Source organism: Mitsuaria sp. GD03876, from assembly GCF_029840635.1.
GTDB lineage: Bacteria > Pseudomonadota > Gammaproteobacteria > Burkholderiales > Burkholderiaceae_C > Roseateles.
In genome coordinates, this window is record NZ_JAOCCU010000042.1 from 18,110 (window position 1) to 36,581 (window position 18,472).

General features: G+C 70.8%; 12 protein-coding genes. 3 read left to right on the forward strand and 9 right to left on the reverse strand.

The features are described 5' to 3' along the window. Positions 1-34: 34 nt before the first annotated feature. The 9 genes from xylB to N5D62_RS22100 all read right to left on the reverse strand — a co-directional run bounded on the left by xylB (position 35) and on the right by N5D62_RS22100 (position 14,361). Positions 35-1,519, reverse strand: a complete 1,485-nt coding sequence (xylB, locus tag N5D62_RS22060) for a xylulokinase (RefSeq protein ID WP_279760046.1) — start codon at positions 1,517-1,519, stop codon at positions 35-37. Then, the gene (locus tag N5D62_RS22065; protein ID WP_279760047.1) at positions 1,516-2,775 is read right to left on the reverse strand and encodes an ROK family transcriptional regulator; all 1,260 of its coding nucleotides are present in this window, start codon (positions 2,773-2,775) and stop codon (positions 1,516-1,518) included. The genes xylB and N5D62_RS22065 overlap by 4 nt, the downstream gene beginning before the upstream one ends. A 224-nt stretch (positions 2,776-2,999) precedes the next feature. Beyond that, on the reverse strand, positions 3,000-4,223 hold the full coding sequence (gene mmsB, locus N5D62_RS22070; protein WP_279760048.1) for a multiple monosaccharide ABC transporter permease: 1,224 nt from the start codon (positions 4,221-4,223) through the stop codon (positions 3,000-3,002). Then, complete coding sequence (locus N5D62_RS22075) at positions 4,216-5,796, reverse strand: sugar ABC transporter ATP-binding protein (protein ID WP_279760049.1); 1,581 nt, start codon at positions 5,794-5,796, stop codon at positions 4,216-4,218. Before N5D62_RS22075 ends, mmsB begins: the two co-directional genes overlap by 8 nt. A 19-nt stretch (positions 5,797-5,815) precedes the next feature. Continuing rightward, positions 5,816-6,877, reverse strand: a complete 1,062-nt coding sequence (chvE, locus tag N5D62_RS22080) for a multiple monosaccharide ABC transporter substrate-binding protein (RefSeq protein ID WP_279760066.1) — start codon at positions 6,875-6,877, stop codon at positions 5,816-5,818. A gap of 128 nt (positions 6,878-7,005) precedes the next feature. Next, a complete protein-coding gene (locus N5D62_RS22085; protein ID WP_279760050.1) occupies positions 7,006-8,763 on the reverse strand; it encodes a glycoside hydrolase family 9 protein in 1,758 nt (585 codons plus the stop codon). Next, positions 8,763-11,033: an alpha-xylosidase gene (gene yicI, locus N5D62_RS22090; RefSeq protein ID WP_279760051.1), complete on the reverse strand. Its 2,271-nt coding sequence runs from the start codon at positions 11,031-11,033 to the stop codon at positions 8,763-8,765. The genes N5D62_RS22085 and yicI overlap by 1 nt, the downstream gene beginning before the upstream one ends. 60 nt (positions 11,034-11,093) lie before the next feature. After that, positions 11,094-12,704, reverse strand: a complete 1,611-nt coding sequence (locus N5D62_RS22095) for a cellulase family glycosylhydrolase (protein ID WP_279760052.1) — start codon at positions 12,702-12,704, stop codon at positions 11,094-11,096. A gap of 25 nt (positions 12,705-12,729) precedes the next feature. Next, positions 12,730-14,361 carry a family 43 glycosylhydrolase gene (locus N5D62_RS22100; RefSeq protein ID WP_279760053.1) on the reverse strand — a complete coding sequence of 544 codons (1,632 nt, stop codon included), beginning with the start codon at positions 14,359-14,361 and terminating at the stop codon, positions 12,730-12,732. A 252-nt stretch (positions 14,362-14,613) separates the two neighbouring features. On the opposite strand from N5D62_RS22100, the gene N5D62_RS22105 reads away from it, so the two are divergent. From N5D62_RS22105 to folP, 3 genes are all read left to right on the forward strand, one after another. Next, positions 14,614-15,288 carry an RlmE family RNA methyltransferase gene (locus N5D62_RS22105; protein ID WP_279760054.1) on the forward strand — a complete coding sequence of 225 codons (675 nt, stop codon included), beginning with the start codon at positions 14,614-14,616 and terminating at the stop codon, positions 15,286-15,288. Between the two features lie 217 nt (positions 15,289-15,505). Beyond that, entirely contained in the window at positions 15,506-17,410 is a 1,905-nt protein-coding gene (gene ftsH, locus N5D62_RS22110) for an ATP-dependent zinc metalloprotease FtsH (protein WP_279760055.1), read from the forward strand. A 121-nt stretch (positions 17,411-17,531) separates the two neighbouring features. Beyond that, positions 17,532-18,380: a dihydropteroate synthase gene (gene folP, locus N5D62_RS22115; protein ID WP_279760056.1), complete on the forward strand. Its 849-nt coding sequence runs from the start codon at positions 17,532-17,534 to the stop codon at positions 18,378-18,380. The last annotated feature ends 92 nt before the right edge of the window (positions 18,381-18,472 follow it).

The window sequence follows — 18,472 nt, forward strand, 5'->3', positions numbered from 1 at the left end:
CCCTTTTGGGGGCCGGGCGACGCGGGTCGGGCGCTCAGGGCCGGATCGGCGGCAGCGCGCGCAGCGGCGCGTACGAGGCGCGGAAGACGGCGAGCCGTCGGGCGAGCACGGCCTGCCGCGCGGGCGAGGGCGTGTGTCGATCGGTGATCGGTGGGGGCGGGCAGGACTCGTCGATGCCCGCGCCGGCGGCCATGCGGCCCAGCCGCGCGGCGCCCAGCGCGCCGCCCGCGTCGGCATCGGCGTGGCGGAGGATCTCGACGCCGAGCGCGTTCGCCATCAGCTGCGCCCAGAAGCCGCTGCGCGCGCCGCCGCCGACGATCGAGAGGCGGTCCACCGCGGTGCCCGCGGCGCGCAGCGCGGCCAGGCCGTCGGCCATGCCGAAGGCGACGCCCTCCAGCACCGCGTAGCCGGCATGCGCGCGGCGCGTCTCGTGCGTCAGGCCGTGGAAGGCGCCGGTCGCGAACGGGTCGTTGTGGGGCGTGCGCTCGCCGGCGAGGTAGGGCAGGAACAGCGGCGCGGCGGCGAGGTCCTCGGGCGGCAGCGCCTCGATCTCCTCGAGCAGCGCGGCCTCGGTCGTGCCGCCGAGCTGGCAGAACCAGCGCAGCGCGCTGGCCGCGGTGAGCATCACGCTCATCTGGTGCCAGCGCCGGGGCAGCGCGTGGCAGAACGCGTGCACGGCCGACGCGGGGTTCGGGCGGAAGCGGTCGTTGACGACGAACAGCACGCCCGAGGTGCCCATGGACACGAAACCGGCGCCCGGCGCGGTGGCGCCGATGCCGATGGCGCTGGCGGCGTTGTCGCCCGCGCCGCCGGCCACGACGACGTCGTCGGCCACGCCCCAGGCGGCCGCCAGTTCGGCGCGCAGCACGCCGGACGGCGCGTTGCTCTCGACCAGGCGCGGCATGTGGGCGCGCGTCAGGCCGGTGGCGGCGAGCAGCTCGTCGGACCAGTCGCGGCGCGCCACGTCCAGCCACAGCGTGCCGGCGGCGTCGGACGGGTCGCTGACCTTGTCGCCGGTCAGCAGCAGCCGCAGGTGGTCCTTGGGCAGCAGCACGGTGCGGACGCGGTCGAAGAGCTCTGGCTCGTGCGCGCGCACCCACAGCAGCTTCGGCGCGGTGAAACCGGGCATCGCGAGGTTGCCGGCGATCTCGTGCAGGCGCGGCGCGGCGGCGGTGAGCGCCTCGCATTCGGCGTGGCTGCGGCCGTCGTTCCAGAGGATGGCGGGGCGCAGCACGCGGTCCTGCGCGTCCAGCAGCACGGCGCCGTGCATCTGGCCCGACAGGCCGATGCCGCGCAGCCGCGAGAACGCCTGCGGCGCGGCCGCGCGCAGCTGCGCGACGGCGTTCGTCATCGCGGCGGCCCAGTCGGCGGGATCCTGCTCGGACCACAGCGGGCGGGGTCGCGACACCGTCAGCGGCGAGGCGGCGCGGCCCACGACGGCGCCCTCGCCGTCGATCAGCAGCAGCTTGACCTCGGAGGTGCCGAGGTCGATGCCCAGGAAGGTGCCGGCCTGGCTCACAGCGCGGCCTCCTCGTCCTGGCCCTCGTCGGCCGACGCGGCGGTGTTGGCGCGCGCGCCGCCGGCCAGCGGCAGCTGCGGGCGGGTGACGCGGTAGCGCGCCAGCGCCGCGGCGCCGGCGGCGACCGCGTCGGCGCCGAAGCGCGAGGTGCGGATCGGCGTCGGCGCCAGGCCCGCGGCCGAGGCGTAGTCGTTGAGCGTCGTCAGCGCGGGCTCGAGGAAGGCGTCGCCCAGTTCCACCACGCTGCCGCCGAGCACGATGCAGGCGGGGTCGTAGGCGGTCGCCAGGTTCTGCAGCAGCACGCCGAGGTAGCGGCCGGCGGACTCCACCGTCTTGGCGGTCCGGCGGTCGCCGTCGATCAGGCGGCCGCGGATGTCGGGCAGCGAATGCGGGCCGAGCTCGGCGGCCTCGTCCGGGCGCAGCATCGCGCGCATGCCGATCAGCGCCTCGGCGCAGCCGCGGCGGCCGCAGGAGCACAGCGGGCCGTCGATCTGCAGCACCATGTGGCCGACCTCGCCGGCGAAACCGCGCGCGCCGGTCAGCAGCCGGTCGCCGACGATCACGCCCGCGCCCACGCCCTGGTTGATCGAGACGTAGAGCAGCGGGTCGGCGGGCGAGCCGGCGTTGAACTCCATCTCGCCCAGCGCGGCGACGTCGGCTTCGTTCTGGAGGTACAGCGGGATGCCGGAGAGCGGGCCGCCGTCGAGCTTCTCGGTGAGCAGCTGGCCGACGGCCAGGTCGTGCCAGCCGAGGTTGGGCGCGAAGTTCAGCACGCCGCGTTCCTCGTCGACGCCGCCGGGCAGGCCCACGCCGATGCCGATGATCCGTTGCGACGGGTCGAGCTGCGCGCGCACCTTCAGCAGCACGGTGGCGAGCACGCCCATGCAGGCCTTGGCGCTGCGGCTCGCGCCGTAGGCGGAGACGGCGCGGGCGCGCACCTCGCCGGTCAGCGAGGTCGCGACCACGCGCACGCCGTCGATGCCGACCTCGGCGCCCAGCAACAGCAGCCGGTCCGGGCTGATGAACAGCGGGGTGGGGCGGCGGCCCAGGTCGCCTGTGGCGACGACGCTGCTCTCCATCAGCCAGCCTTCGGCGATGAGCTCGCGCACGAGGCTGGTGATCGTGGATTTCGTCAGGCCGACATCGTTGGCGAGGTCGGCGCGCGACAGGCCGGGATGCGCGCACAGGTGACGGACCAGGGCCATTCGGTTGATGGACTTCAACAGCTGTTGGCCACCGCTGGCGTCGGGTTGCATGCGCGTCGTCTCCTGTTTGTCTTGTCGTGAACGGTGTGCGCGGCATCGCGCATCCGTGACAGTGATATTAGTTGGGGCGCTGAACTAATAAATAGGAGGAAAACACCTAGAGCCCGAATGCCTTCTCACGCTCCGCCGTCTTCCGGCATTGCTCCCTCTCCCGCACTGCGGGAGAGGGCGGGGGTGAGGGGGGTGGAGCGGGCAGGGCCCGCGCCCGCCGTCGACTACTTGCGCTTGTTGTAGACGTCGATGAACACGGCCGCGAGCAGCACCAATCCCTTGATGACCTGCTGGTAGTCGATGCCCACGCCGAGGATGGACATGCCGTTGTTCATCACGCCCATCACGAACGCGCCGATGACCGCGCCCATGATCTTGCCGACGCCGCCCGAGGCCGACGCGCCGCCGACGAAGCACGCGGCGATCACGTCGAGCTCGAAGCCCAGTCCCGCCTTGGGCGTCGCCGTGTTGAGCCGCGCCGCGAAGACCAGCCCGGCCAGCGCCGCCAGCGCGCCCATGTTGACGAAGGTGAGGAAGGCAATGCGCTGCGTGCGCACGCCCGACAGGCGCGCCGCCTTCTCGTTGCCGCCGACCGCGTAGACGCGCCGTCCCAGCGTCGTCCGCCCGGCGACGAAGTCGTAGAGCAGCGTCAGCGCCACCATCACCACCATCACCGTCGGCAGGCCCTTGTACGAGGCCATCAGCCAGCTCATCGCCAGCACCGCGCCGACCAGCAGCGCCTGGCGCAGCCAGAACACCGGACCGGGTTCGGTCTCCATGCCGTGCCGCAGCGCCGCGGCGCGATGCCGCCAGGCCACGGCCACCGCCGCCGTGCTCAGCAGCAGGCCCAGGCCCAGCGTCGTTGGGCGCGGATCCTCCTGGCCGAAGAGCTCGGGCAGGAAACCGGCGCTCAGCGCCTGGAAGGCGTCGGGGAAGGGCCCGAGCGACTGCCCCTGCAGCAGCGCCAGCGCCAGCCCCTTGAACACCAGCATGCCGGCCAGCGTGACGATGAAGGACGGGATGCCGAGGTAGGCGACGAACCAGCCCTGCGCCGCGCCGATCGCGGCGCCGGCCAGCAGGCACACCAGCCCGGCCGGCAGCGCGCCCCAGTCGTGCTGGACCATCAGCACCGCCGCCAGCGCGCCGATGAAGCCGCACACCGAGCCCACCGACAGGTCGATGTGCCCGGCCACGATCACCAGCAGCATGCCCAGCGCCATGATGACGATGTAGCTGTTCTGCAGGACCAGGTTGGTGAGGTTCAGCGGCTCGAGCAGCGTGCCGTCGGTCAGGTACTGGAACAGTCCCATGATGGCCACCAGCGACAGCAACATGCCGTAGTCGCGCAGGTGGCGCTTGAGGAAGTGGCCGATGCCGGCGGGCGTCGCGGCCGGGGACGAGGAAGGGCGGGCGGATGGCGTGCCGCCCGCCGCGATCGGTTCAGACATGCGCGGTCTCTCCGGCGCCGACGATGGCGCCCATGATCATTTCCTGGGTGGTGCCGGCGGCGGGGAACTCCGCCACCAGCCGGCCTTCATTCATGACGTACAGCCGGTCGCACAGGCCCAGCAACTCGGGCATCTCCGACGAGATCAGCAGGATCCCGCGGCCCTGCTCGGCCAGCCCGGCGATCAGGCTGTAGATCTCGAACTTGGCGCCGACGTCGATGCCGCGGGTCGGCTCGTCGAGGATCAGCAACCGCGGCTCCGAGAACAGCCACTTGGCCAGCACCACCTTCTGCTGGTTGCCGCCGGACAGGTGCATCGCGCGCTGGTCGACGCCCGCGCAGCGGGTGGCCAGCCGCCGGCGGTAGTCCTGCGCGACCTGGTGCTCGCGCGCGTCGTCCAGCACGCCGGCGCGCGAGACCCCGCGCAGGTTCGCCAGCGAGGTGTTGACCGCGATCGACTCGTCCAGCAGCAGGCCCAGCGACTTGCGGTCCTCCGTCACGTAGGCCAGGCCCGCGGCGATCGCCTTGGGCACGGTGGACACGTCGACCTCCCGGCCGTCCATCCAGGCGCTGCCGCTGATGCGCCGGCCGTAGCTGCGGCCGAAGACGCTCATCGCGAGCTCGGTCCGGCCCGCGCCCATCAGTCCGGCGATGCCGACGATCTCGCCGCGGCGCACCGACAGGTCCACGCCCTTGACGACCTCGCGGCCCGCCTGCGCCGGATGCTGGGCGCGCCAGTCGCGGAGCTCGAACAGCACGTCGCCGATCCGCGGCGTGCGCCGCGGGTAGCGGTCCGCCAGGTCGCGGCCCACCATCGCCTGGATGATGCGCGACTCGCTGATCGGCTCGTCCGCGCAGTCCAGGCTCAGGATCGAGCGGCCGTCGCGCAGCACCGTCAGCCCGTCGGCCACGCGCGTGACCTCCTTGAGCTTGTGCGAGATCAGGATGCAGGCGATGCCCTGCGCGCGCAGCTCCATCAGCAGCGCGAGCAGCGCGTCGCTGTCGGACTCGTTGAGGCTGGCGGTGGGCTCGTCCAGGATCAGCAGCTGGACCCGCTTGGCCAGCGCCTTGGCGATCTCCACCAGCTGCTGCTGGCCGACGCCGAGCTCGCCGACCGGCGTCTGCGGCGAGGCGCGCAGGCCGACCCGCGCCAGCAGCTCGACCGCGCGGCGATGCATCTCCACGCGGTCGATGACGCCCAGGCGCGACGGCTCGTGGCACAGGAACAGGTTCTCCGCGATGGAGAGCTGCGGCACCAGCGCCAGCTCCTGGTGAATGATGATGATGCCCAGCCGCTCGCTGTCGGCGATGCCGGCGAAGCGCCGTTCCTCGCCGTCGAAGCGCAGCTCGCCGCCGTAGTCGCCGCCGTGGCCGGGGTGCGGGTAGACGCCCGACACCACCTTCATCAGCGTCGACTTGCCGGCGCCGTTCTCGCCGCACAGCGCGTGGATCTCGCCGGCGCGCACGCTCAGCCGCACGTCCTCCAGGGCGGCGACGCCGTGGAAGCGCTTGGTGATGCCGCGCAGTTCCAGCAGCGGGCCGGCGCCCGCGCCGTGTTCGGGAATCGCGTTCATGGCTGCGGTCCCTCGCGGCTCAGCGCAGCTGCGTGTCCTTGTAGTAGCCGCTGTCCACCAGCACCGGCCTGGCGTTGGCGGCGTCGACCGAGACCGGCTTGAGCAGCACGCTGGGCACCACCTTCACGCCGTTGTTGTAGGTCTTGGTGTCGTTGATCGCCGCGGGCGTCTTGCCGGCCAGCATCTCGTCGGTGACCGCGGCGGCGGCCTGCGCGAGCTGGCGCGTGTCCTTGAACACGGTGCTGGCCTGCTCGTGCTTGAGGATGGACTTGACCGACGGCAGCTCCGCGTCCTGGCCGGACACGACCGGGCAGGGCAGCTTGGCGGTGCAGTAGCCCGCGCCCTTGAGCGAGGACAGGATGCCGATGCTGATGCCGTCATACGGCGACAGCACCGCGTGCAGCCGCTCCTTGCCGTAGAAGGCCGACAGCAGGTTGTCCATGCGGGCCTGCGCCGTGGCCGCGTCCCAGCGCAGCGTGCCGACCTTGGCCATGCCGAACTGCTTGCTGCGCACCACCAGCTTGCCGCTGTCGATGTAGGGCTTGAGCACCGACATCGCGCCGTCGTAGAAGAAGGTGGCGTTGTTGTCGTCCGGCGAGCCGCCGAACAGCTCCAGGTTGAACGGTCCCTTGCCCTGCGCCAGGCCCAGCTTGTCCACCAGGCTCTGCGCCTGCATCACGCCGACCTGGAAGTTGTCGAAGGTGACGTAGTAGTCGACGTTCTTCGTGCCCTTGATGAGCCGGTCGTAGGCGACGACCTTGATGCCGCGGTCCGCCGCCTTCTGCAGCACCGGCGACAGCGTCGAGCCGTCGATCGACGCGATCACCAGCACCTTGACCTTGCGGGTGATCAGGTTCTCGATCTGCGCGAGCTGGTTGGGGATGTCGTCCTCGGCGTACTGCAGGTCGGTCTTGTAGCCCTTGGCCTGGAAGGCCTTGACCATGTTGTCGCCGTCGGCGATCCAGCGCGCCGAGCTCTTGGTCGGCATCGCGATGCCGACCAGGCCCTTGTCCTCGGCGCGCGCGGCCCCGCACAGCAGGCCCAGCGTGGCGCCGCCGGCGATCAGCAGCGTCTTGACGATCGATGCGCGGCGCTTCAAACCTGTATGAAACATTTTTGTCTCCTGAATGATTTATGAACGCGGGGCGTTTTTACTGCGGGGCGGCGCGCTTGTCGATCTCAGTTTGGGTATCGGTCGAAGGCCGGCGGTTATCGGCCCAGCGCCACCGATACATAGACCAGCGGCGCGTTCCAGTTGATCGCGACCTCGTTGCTGGCGTAGCTGCAGAAGTGGTCGAGGTAGGACAGCGCCGGGACCCCGGACGGGTAGGGCACCGGGCAGCCCTTGAGGTCCTGCTGGCCCGCGTTGGCGCCGCCGACGAGGAAACCCGGCACCGGCGCGTCCACGCCGTCGGCCTCGGACGGGCGGTGATGCGGATGCATCGGCGAGCGCGCGCCGAAGCCCGTCACCATCGACATCCCCAGCGGGTTGCGGCCCAGCACGTAGTCGAACAGCGCCTGCGCGGCCTGGCGGTAGGGCCGCGGCGCGGACGGCCTGGCGCCCGGACGCGCGGTGTCGAGCCGGTCGGCCTGCAGCAGCACCATGGCCTCGTTGAGCGCGGTCGAGTTGCTGCCCCAGCCGAAGTCCTTCGCGTCGAGCGCGACGCCCCAGGCCGAGGCCTTGCCCTTGGCCACCAGCGCGTCGGCCAGGCCGCGGAGGCGGCGCTCGATCAGCGCGCGGTCGGCGGCCGGGGTCAGGCGCTCGCGGTGCGTGGCCAGCGACATCCAGGCCAGGCCGCGCACGTCGCCCCAGGACGGCACCGTCATCGCGGTGCGGGCCGGTTGCATCGCGGCGTGGAAGGCGTCGTCGCCGGTGGCGATGTAGAGCTCGGCGGCGGCCCAGGCGAACTCGTCGTCCAGCGTCGCGTCGCCGTAGTCGCCGGTATGGATGTCCGGCGGCTGGCGGTAGATCGCGTCGGGATGCGCCTGCGCCCAGGTCCAGGCCGAGCGCGCGGCGGCCAGCATGCGCGCGGACAGTCCCGGGCGCTGCTGCTCGAAGTCCTTGAACACCCGGCTGCCGACGGCCATCACCGCGGCGAAGTCCAGCGTCGCGGCGGTGCTCTTCTGCACGACGACGCGGTCGCCGGAGGCCGTCGCCGCGTCCGGCATCACGACGCCGTCGAAGCTCGGGTTGGTGAGCTTGTGATAGACGCCGCCATCGTCCGGATCCTGCATGGTCAGCATCCAGTCGAGGTTCCACAGCGCCTCGTTGAGCACGTCGGGCAGGCCGTCGCCGCTCTCGGGCAGGCCGACCTTGAGCGCGCGCAGGCGCTCGGGCATCTGCTCGTAGGCGGCCAGCAGCGTGTAGACCGAGATGCCGGAGTTGACGACGTACTTGTTGTAGTCGCCGGCGTCATACCAGCCCTTGGGGCTGCCGATGACGTCGCCGGCCTGGCGCTTCGGGCCGGCGGCCGAGGCGTGGATCAGCACCCGCGTGTCGGGATGCCCGGCTGGCCGCGCGTAGGGGCCGGCCAGCTCCGGCGTCAGGGCGATGCCGGCGCGATTGAAGTAGAAGGCGCGGATCGCGCCGGCGGCCAGCGCGTCGTAGCGGCTGGCGCCGATCGTGAACGGATCGGAATCGGGCAGGCCGGCGACCCGCAGCCGGTAGGTGCCGGGCCGTGTCAGCGCGCTGAAGTCGGCGATGCGGACCCGGCGCTTCGCCGGCGCCCAGGACGCGGCGGGCCCGAGCGCGCCGGTCCAGGCCGCTCGTCCGGTCTCGGCGTCGACGAGCTGGAAGCGCGGGGCCGCGACCGCGGGCACCGTGGCCCGCTTGGCCGATGCCGGCAGGTAGCCGAGCTGGTTCAACTCGATGCGGGCCTCGCGCGGCGCCTGCTGCGCATAGGCGGCGGTCGCGCCGACGGCGACGATCGCGAGGCTGGCCAGCATGGCCACGGTCCGGGTGCGCATCAGCGGCCCTTCCAGCTCAGCGTCTTGCCGGCCTGCGCGGGGCTGCGCTCGCCGTCGACCTCGAGCATCCAGTCGAGCAGCGCGCCCTCGGCGATCTCGACGCGGTACTCGGCGCCCGAGCGGCTCACCGTGCCGCGCGCCGCGATCGTGCCGTCGGGCGACGCGACGGCGAAGGCCGCGCTCGCGCCGTCGTCCAGCGCGAACACGCGCAGCACCACGCCGCGCGCGTAGTCGTAGTCGGGGCGTTCGGTCTCCAGGCCCCAGGGCAGCACGGTGTTGGGCGCGACATAGAGCGGCAGGCTCATGAAGTCGTGCGTCTCGCGTCGCCAGCGGCCGCCCTCGACGACCTCGCCGCTGAGCAACTGGGTCCAGCGGCCGGCCGGCAGGTAGACGTCGACCTCGCCGCCGTCGCTGAACACCGGCGCCACCAGCAGCGCGTCGCCGAGGTGGTACTGGCGGTCCAGCGTCGCGCAGGCCGGGTCGTCCGGGAACTCCAGGACCGGCGCGCGCATCATCGGCACGCCGGTCTCGGTCGCCGCGATCGCGGTCGCGTAGAGGTAGGGCATCAGCTGGTGCTTCAACCGCGTGAAGCGTTGCAGCACCACGCAGCTCTCCTCGTCGACCAGCCAGGGCACGCGGTAGAAGCTGCTGCCGTGCAGCCGGCTGTGCGAGGACAGCAGCCCGAACTGGATCCAGCGCTTGTAGACGGCCGGCGGCGGGTTGCCCTCGAAGCCGCCGATGTCGTGGCTCCAGAACGCGAAGCCGCAGGCGGTCAGCGACAGGCCGCCGCGCAGGCTCTCGGCCATCGACTCGAAGTTGGACCAGCAGTCGCCGCCCCAGTGCACCGGGAAGCGCTGGCCCGACGCGTAGGTCGAGCGCGCGAAGACCACGGCCTCGTCGCCCTGGACCTCTTGCAGCAGCTCGAAGACCGCCTCGTTGTACTGCAGCGCGTAGAGGTTGTGCATCTCCACCGGATCGGCGCCGTCGAAGTAGACGACGCCCTGGTCGGGGATGCGCTCGCCGAAGTCGGTCTTGAAGCAGTCCACGCCCATCGCCAGCAGCCGGCGCAGGTGGCCCTGGTACCAGGCCTTGGCGGCCGGGTTGGTGAAGTCCACGATCGCCATGCCGGGCTGCCAGAGGTCGGTCTGCCAGGTCAGGCCGTTGGCGCGCTTGATGAAGTAGCCCTCGCGCACGCCCTCGGCGAACAGCGGCGAGCGCTGCGCGACGTAGGGGTTGATCCACAGGCTGATCTTCAGGCCCTTGGCGCGCAGCCGCGCGAGCATGCCCTCGGGGTCGGGGAAGCCGCGGCGGTCCCATTCGAAGTCGCACCACTGGAACTCGCGCATCCAGAAGCAGTCGAAGTGGAAGACGCTGAGCGGCAGCTCGCGGCGCGCCATCTCGTCGATGAAGTGGGTGGCGGTGGCCTCGTCGTACTGCGTCGTGAACGAGGTCGTCATCCACAGGCCGAAGGTCCAGGCCGGCGGCAGCGGCGCGCGGCCGGTCAGCTCGGTCAGGCGCGCGACGGCGGCCTTGGGCGTCGGGCCGGCGACGACGCAGTAGTCCAGCGTCTCGCCCTCGCGGCTGAACTGCACGCGCGAGGTCTTCTCCGACGCGACCTCGAAGGAGACCGGGCCCGCCTCGTTGACCAGCACGCCGTAGCCGCGGCTGCTCAGGTAGAAGGGCACGCTCTTGTAGGCCTGCTCGCAGGCGGTGCCGCCGTCCTTGTTGGTGTTCTCCACGGCCTGGCCGTTCTTGACCCAGGGCGTGAAGCGCTCGCCCAGGCCGTAGACGTACTCGCCCACCGCCAGCGTCAGCTGCTCATGGACGTAGTTGGCCTTGCCGGCGGCCTGCAGGTAGCCGAGCGAGCGCCAGTCGCTGCGGGTGAGCACCTTGTCGCCCTCGCGGAAGATCAGGCCGTAGCCTTCGCCCTTCTTCACGTCGACCGACAGCGGGCCGGAGGTGATCGTCACGAGCTGGTCGGTCTCGACGACCTGGAGCGCGGGCGAGGTCGCGCCGACCATCGGCACGTGCAGCCGCGGCGGCTGCGAGGCGCTGAAGTGCTCGACGCTGACGCGGATCACGCCGGGCAGCGGCGAACGCAGCGTCACCGTCAGCGTCGGGCCCTGCAGCGTGTCGCCGCGGTGCTTGATGGGGCGGGTGGTGACCAGCAGCACGACGCGGTCGTCGTGCACGTCCACGGCATAGGTCTCGGTCGCGTAATGCGCCGTGACGCCCGGCTGCAGCAGCCATTGCCCGTCGGTGAACTTCATTGGGGGTCCTTCTCGTTGTCTTGTCGAATCCAGGTCGGCGCTTCGGCCGGTCGCGGCCGGTCAGCGCGCGGCCGGCTCGAGCGTGACCAGCACCACGTCGTGCGAGCGCATCGGCACCGTCTCGCGGTGCCGCCCGTCGCGGCCGATGCGCACGCTGCGCTCGCGCTGCGGCTTGTCGGCGGTCAGCGTCTGCAGCGATGCGAGCTGGTCGGCGGTCAGCGTGCCGGGCTTGCCCAGCTTCAGCCAGGCCGTGTAGGCGTCGTTGGCCTCGAAGCCGACGCGGTACTGGCGCAGCGTGTAGACGCCGGGGGCCAGGCCCTGCCAGCGCAGCGTCGCCGGCGCGAGCTTCGCGGCCGGGCGCACCTCGCCGAAGTAGGGGCGGTTGCTGGTCGCCTGGTCCGGCAGCCGCCAGTCCCAGACCAACGCGGCGACCTGGCCGCCGTCGACCGCGGCGAGCGCACCGTCGTCGGTCAGCGGGATCCCGCGGCCGCGCAGCTGCTTCAGGTACTTGTAGGCGAAGAAGGCGGGCTTGCGCACGCCCTCGCGCGTCAGCAGGCCGAAGCCGCCATGGAAGGGCGCGGGCGGCGGACCGGCCTCCTCGAACAGGTCGCTGTAGGTCCAGTAGCTCATCGCCTGCGCGAGGCCGCGCGTGCGGCGCAGCTTCTCCAGGATGTAGGGCGCGCTGAGGTAGGCGTCGTGGACCGGGTCGCGCGGGTTGTAGCTGGTGCTCCACTCGGTGATGTAGAGCGGCAGGCCGGGGAAGGGCGAGGCCTGGATCTCGGCGCGCACGCGCGTCACGTCGCCGACGATCGCGTCCGGCGAGCGCGACAGCTTGTTGTCGTCCTGGCCGAACTCGTCGAGGAAACCGCCCTCGACGCCGTAGGTGTGCGTGGTGACGAAGTCGACCGGCACGCCCTGGTCCTTGCAATAGGCCAGGAAGGGCACGACCCAGGCCGCGCCGGCCGTCGACGGACCGCCGACCTGGAGCCGCGGGTCGACCGCCTTGAGCGCGCGGGCGCTGCGGGCGTAGAGCGCGAAGTAGGCGGCCTGGTCGGCGCGTTCCCAGAAGCCGTCGAGGTTGGGCTCGTTCCAGACCTCGAAGGGCCAGCGTCGCACCTCCTCGGCGCCGTAGCGCGCGATCAGGTGGCGGGCGAAGGCGTCGACCAGCGCGACCCAGGGCTCCGCCTGCGGGTGCGAGGTGTTGCCCTTCCAGTAGAAGATGGTCTGCGGCGAGCTGGCCATCGCCTCCGGCGTGAAGCCGAGCTCCACGAAGGGCTTGATGCCCTTGGCCAGCAGCGCGTCGTAGAGCGTGTCGATGCGGCTGAAGTCGAACTTCAGGCGGCCGTCGGCGTCCTTGGTCACCGTCTTCAGCGCGTCGTGGAAGATCGCGTGGAAGCGGATCGTGCGGAAGCCCAGCTCGTCGACGGCGGTCTTGAGCTGCGCCTGGCTGTCGTCGCGGATCAGCGTGCCGGGGAAGTCGGCGCCGACGGCGTAGTCGAAGCCGCGGTCCACCGGGCCGGCGGCCTGGCGCAGGTCGATGTCGATGGCGCGGGGCGCCGGCGCGGCCGGTCCGGCGGACCAGGACGCGACGGGCGCCAGCAGCAGCGCGGTCGCGAGCGCCGTCAACGCTGTCAACGCGGCGGGACGGAAGGTCGGAAGGGAAGTCGGCATGAGGGGTTCCAGGGGGGGCCGGCGTTCAGGCCGGCAGGCCGCGATAGCGGAAGCGGCGGAAGCGCACCTCGCCCCGGCCCGCGCTGAACAGCGCGAGCTTCAGGCTCAGGAAGCCGCCGAAGACGTTGTGATGGAAGCCCGAGACCTCCATCTGCCAGGGATGCTGCGTCCAGGCCTGGCCGTCGGGCGAGGTGTGGAAGGTGACGACGTTCTCGCGGTTCACCAGCCGCAGGTGCAACACGCGCGGACCGGCCTGGGCGGGCAGCGGCTGCCGCATCCAGGCGATCTCCTGGCCGTAGTTGTAGGTGAGCATCTCGCGCGCGCTGGCGCCGATGCCGGCGAAGCCGCGGCCGTCGTAGAACAGCGCCAGGCCGCCGTGGGCGTCGCCGCCGATCTCGAGTTCGACGCTCGCTTCATAGCTGCGGTCGCCGACCAGGCAGGTCAGCGGCGAGCAGTCCGCCAGCGTCGTGCCCTTGGCCTGGAGCACCAGGCTGCGTCCCTGCAGCGCGACGCGCGGCGGGTCCTTCGCGTCGGGCGCGAACAGCGACCACTGGAGGCCCATGCGGTCGCGGCTGAAGTCGTCGGACAGGTCGGCGCCGGCCGGGGAGGGCGTGCCGCCCCGGGGCTTTGGCAAGGCGCGGGCGAGCGTGCCGCCGCGGGCCTTCAGCCAGCCGTCGCGGGTCCACTCGACCGGCTCCAGCAAGGTCTGCCGGCCCAGCGTGCGCATGCCGTTCTCGTAGCCGTGATAGACCATCCACCAGTCGCCGGCCGGGCCCTCGACGACGCTGGCATGGCCGCGGGACCACCAGGGTTCGTCGGCGCTTTGCGTGCGCACGATCGGGTTGTGGGGGCAGTCCTCCCAGGGACCGTGGATGGAGCGCGAGCGCGCCAGCGTGACCATGTGGCTGGTCGGCGGGCCCGAGGTGCCGCCGACGGCGGCGATCAGGTAGAACCACTCGCCGCGGCGGAACACCTTCGGCCCCTCCGGCGCGAACATCTCGACGACCCAGTCCTTGGGGTATTGCCACGGCGTGTAGGCGGGCTCGAGCTGGCCGACGGTGGACAGGCCGTCGTCGCTGAGGCGGATGCGCCGCACGCCGTTGACGAACAGGTAGCGGTGGCCGTCCTCGCCGACCGCGTGGCCCGGATCGATGCAGCCGGTCAGGCCCAGGTCGACGGGGTCGCTCCAGGGGCCGCGGATGTGGTCGGCGTGGATGACGTAGATCCGGGAGCCGTCGTCCCGCATCGCCGGGATGTAGAGGAAGTAACGGCCCGCGTGCTTGACGAGGTCCATCGCCCAGACCGCGCCGATCGGCTGGCGCAGCGCGGCGGTGATCGGGGCCCAGTTCACCAGGTCCGTCGAGTGCCAGATCACCGCGCCCGGGTAGGAGGTGAACGAGGAAAAGGTCAGGTAGTAGTCGCTGCCGTCCTTGAGCAGTGTCGGGTCGGGGCGGTCCCCGGGCACGATCGGGTTGCGGTAGGTGCCGTCGCCGAGGTCGGCCTTGCGCTGGCCCTCGCGGCCCCGGCCGAACGCGGGCGCTGCTGCCGGCGCGCGGGCCGGCGAGGCGGCGGGCGCGGCGACGGCCAATCCGGCGCCGGCGCCCGCGACCGACGCGAGCGCCGCGCGGACCGCGCCGCGCCTGGTGAGAGTCGACATTCCTTTTGTCTCCTTGCCGCGGTCGTCTCGCAGGGGACGATCTGTCCAAGGGGGCGGCTTGGGAAGGGATGTTAGTTCGCGCGCTGCACTAATTAATCAGAACTAACCCTTGCCGCCCCCTTGGCGCATGGGCGGACGAGGCTGCCGGCGCTGGTGGTGATATGGTGCCGTTCGCGGCGCGCTGCGCCCTTCGAGGCCCCCGCCTGGCCCGTTCGATGAACGAAACAAGGCGTCCAGGTTCTTATCCGTGCAATGAAAGTCGATACCAAAAGCAAGAAGGTCAACAAGGCGTGGCTCAACAACCACGTCAACGATCCCTACGTGAAATTGGCCCAGAAAGAGGGCTATCGCTCCCGCGCCGCCTACAAGCTCAAGGAAATCGACGAGGAATTCCAGTTGATCCGCCCCGGCCAGGTCGTGGTGGACCTCGGCGCCTCGCCCGGCGCCTGGAGCCAGTACCTGCGCCGGCGCTTCGCGCCCAAGGAGGCGGGCGCCGGCGGCGCCGCGGTCGGGCAGCTGAACGGCCGGATCATCGCGCTGGACCTGCTCGACTTCGAGGCGATCGAGGGCGTCGAGTTCATCCAGGGCGATTTCCGCGAGGACGCGGTGCTGGCCCAGCTCGAGGCCACGCTGGGCGGCGCCAAGGTCGACCTGGTGGTCTCGGACATGGCGCCGAACCTGTCCGGCATCGAGAGCACGGACGCGGCCCGCATGGAGCACCTGATCGAACTGGCGCTCGATTTCTCCCAACAACACCTGAAGCCCGAAGGCGCGCTGGTTGCCAAGGTCTTCCACGGCAGCGGCTACGACCAGCTGGTGCACGCGTTCCGGGACAAGTTCAGGAAGGTCAAGACCAGCAAGCCGAAGGCGTCGCGGGAACGGTCGTCGGAAAACTTCCTCGTCGGCATCGGCTTGAAGAAGGCCTGACGGCGTTCCATATCGACTGAACGGGCGATCAGGCGTCGAGTTCAGGTCCGCTTCCGCCGGTCTCGATGGGGCGGAGATGGCAATATCTATCGTCGCGTATGGGAATGCCAATCAAGTCTGGGGACTTGACTGGCCTAGAATCCGCCCCATATGCCGTGAAAGTCCGCTGCCCAAGGCTGTATAGGGCGCGCGGTGATGGAATGACAAAGGAGTCGCGGTGAACAATCAGTGGTTCTCGAAAGTGGCTGTGTGGATGGTGATCGCCTTGGTGCTGTTCACCGTCTTCAAGCAGTTCGATCGCAGCGCAACCCAGGGGAATCCGATCGTCTACTCTGACTTCCTCGAGGAAGTCCGTGCCAAGCGCATCAAGCAGGTCACCCTGCAGGAAACCCCGGCGGGCACCGAGATCGTGGCCCAGACCAGCGATGGCAACAAGCTGCGCACGACCGCGCCGTACATGGATCGCGGCCTGATCGGTGACCTGATCAACAACAACGTCAAGTTCGACGCCAAGCCCCGCGAGGAGCCGTCGGTCCTGATGAGCATCCTGCTCAGCTGGGGCCCGATGCTGCTGCTGATCGCCGTCTGGGTGTACTTCATGCGCCAGATGCAGGGCGGCGGCAAGGGCGGCGCGTTCAGCTTCGGCAAGTCCAAGGCGCGCATGCTCGACGAGGCCAACAACACCACGACCTTCGCCGACGTCGCCGGATGCGACGAGGCCAAGGAAGAGGTCAAGGAACTCGTCGACTTCCTGAAGGACCCGCAGAAGTTCCAGAAGCTCGGCGGCCGGATCCCGCGCGGCGTGCTGCTGGTCGGCCCTCCGGGCACCGGCAAGACGCTGCTGGCCAAGGCCATCGCCGGCGAGGCGAAGGTGCCGTTCTTCACGATCTCCGGTTCGGACTTCGTCGAGATGTTCGTCGGCGTCGGCGCGGCGCGCGTCCGTGACATGTTCGAGCAGGCCAAGAAGAGCGCGCCCTGCATCATCTTCGTCGACGAAATCGACGCGGTCGGCCGCCATCGCGGCGCCGGCCTCGGCGGCGGCAACGACGAGCGCGAGCAGACCCTCAACCAGATGCTGGTCGAGATGGACGGCTTCGACACCAACCTGGGCGTCATCGTGATGGCCGCGACCAACCGTCCGGACATCCTGGATCCGGCGCTGCTGCGTCCGGGCCGCTTCGACCGTCAGGTGTACGTGACGCTGCCCGACGTGCGTGGCCGCGAGCAGATCCTGAACGTCCACATGCGCAAGGTCCCGGTCGGCCAGGACGTCCGCGCCGACATCCTGGCGCGCGGCACCCCCGGCTTCTCGGGCGCCGACCTGGCCAACCTGGTCAACGAGGCCGCCCTGTTCGCCGCCCGCCGCAACGGCCGCGTGGTCGACATGCAGGACTTCGAGAAGGCCAAGGACAAGATCATGATGGGCCCCGAGCGGAAGTCCATGGTCATGCCCGAGGAAGAGCGCAAGAACACCGCGTACCACGAGGCCGGCCACGCGCTGGTGGCCCGCCTGCTGCCCAAGACCGATCCGGTCCACAAGGTGACGGTGATCCCGCGCGGCCGCGCGCTGGGCGTGACGATGCAGTTGCCCGAAGGCGACCGCTACAGCATGGACAAGGAACGCATGCTGTCGACGATCTCGGTGTTGTTCGGCGGTCGGATTGCTGAAGAAGTCTTCATGAACCAGATGACGACCGGCGCCAGCAACGACTTCGAGCGCGCCACGGCGATCGCCCGCGACATGGTCACGCGCTATGGCATGACCGACGAGCTGGGCCCGATGGTCTACGCCGACAACGAGGGTGAAGTCTTCCTGGGCCGCTCGGTCACGAAGACGACCAACATGTCGGAAGAGACGATGCGCAAGGTCGACCAGGAGATCCGCAAGATCATCGACGAGCAGTACACGACCGCGCGCGACCTGATCGAAGGCAACAAGGACAAGATGCACGCGATGGCGACGGCGCTGCTCGAGTGGGAAACCATCGACGCCGACCAGATCGACGACATCATGGACGGCCGCCCCCCGCGTCCCCCGAAGGACTGGGCGCCGCCGACCAACAAGTCGGACAGCGGCGGCACGCCGGCGGTCAACACCGGCAGCGCGCCGGCGGCGGCCTGACAGGCTGGCGCGCCAGGCGTCCGAAGGCCGCCTGAACGCTGACCCTCAGAAGGGCTGATCGAGAGATCAGCCCTTCTTTCGCATTCGAGCGCAACGCCGCGCGCCCGACACTCACCCGCCCATGACTGCTGCTTCGATCTGGAAAACCACCCGCTTCGACCTCGATCTGGCGGAGCGGCCGCTGGTCATGGGCATCGTCAACGTGACGCCCGATTCGTTCTCCGACGGCGGCCTGCATGACGACGCGCCCCGCGCCATCGATTACTGCGCGCGCCTGCTCGGCGAAGGCGTCGACATCCTGGACCTGGGCGGCGAATCGACACGCCCCGGCGCTCCGCGGCTCGATGCCGACGAGGAATGGCGCCGGCTGGAGCCGGTGCTGCGGGCAGCGTTGAACTTCGGCATCCCGGTCTCCGTCGACACCTGCAAGACCGAGGTGATGCGGCGGGCGCTGGACCTGGGCGTCGACATCATCAACGACGTGCAGGCCCTGCGCGACGCCGGCGCGGACACGCTGTTGGCCGAGCACGGCAGTGCCGGCGTCTGTCTGATGCACATGCGGGGGCAACCCGCCGGCATGCAGCAGCTGACCGACTACGACGATGTCGTGACCGAGGTCGCCGACTTCCTGGGCGAGCGGATGCGGCACCTGGTCCAGGCCGGCGTGGCGGCCGAGCGGATCACGCTGGACCCCGGTTACGGCTTCGCCAAGACGGTCGAGCAGAACGTGGAACTGCAGCGGCGCCAGCGCGAGCTGCTGGCCCTGGGACGTCCGCTGCTGATCGGCTGGTCGCGCAAGTCGACGCTGGGCGCGCTCACTGGCAAGGCCGTCGACGAGCGCATGCCGGCCAGCGTCGGCGCGGCCCTGGCCTCGGTGGCGCTCGGCGCGCGCGTGGTGCGCGTGCACGATGTCGCCGCCACCGTCGACGCGCTCAAGGTCTGGCAGGCGTTCTGCGCGCCTCGCGCCTGAGGCCCGCCCGCCCCGGCGGCGTCCGGTCCGACCCCTCCGTTCGCGGGCCCCGCGGCGCGCACCGGCCGCCGGCGGGAAGAGCGGGCATCGGC

Excerpts from the sequence above, each read along its gene's own strand:
- N5D62_RS22100 (WP_279760053.1), bottom strand. The coding sequence starts at position 14,361 with ATGTCGACTCTCACCAGGCGCGGCGCGGTCCGCGCGGCGCTCGCGTCG.
- mmsB (WP_279760048.1), bottom strand. The coding sequence starts at position 4,223 with ATGTCTGAACCGATCGCGGCGGGCGGCACGCCATCCGCCCGCCCTTCC.
- N5D62_RS22095 (WP_279760052.1), bottom strand. The coding sequence starts at position 12,704 with ATGCCGACTTCCCTTCCGACCTTCCGTCCCGCCGCGTTGACAGCGTTG.
- folP (WP_279760056.1), top strand. The coding sequence starts at position 17,532 with ATGACTGCTGCTTCGATCTGGAAAACCACCCGCTTCGACCTCGATCTG.
- N5D62_RS22075 (WP_279760049.1), bottom strand. The coding sequence starts at position 5,796 with ATGAACGCGATTCCCGAACACGGCGCGGGCGCCGGCCCGCTGCTGGAA.
- yicI (WP_279760051.1), bottom strand. The coding sequence starts at position 11,033 with ATGAAGTTCACCGACGGGCAATGGCTGCTGCAGCCGGGCGTCACGGCG.
- N5D62_RS22065 (WP_279760047.1), bottom strand. The coding sequence starts at position 2,775 with ATGCAACCCGACGCCAGCGGTGGCCAACAGCTGTTGAAGTCCATCAAC.
- N5D62_RS22105 (WP_279760054.1), top strand. The coding sequence starts at position 14,614 with ATGAAAGTCGATACCAAAAGCAAGAAGGTCAACAAGGCGTGGCTCAAC.
- N5D62_RS22085 (WP_279760050.1), bottom strand. The coding sequence starts at position 8,763 with ATGCGCACCCGGACCGTGGCCATGCTGGCCAGCCTCGCGATCGTCGCC.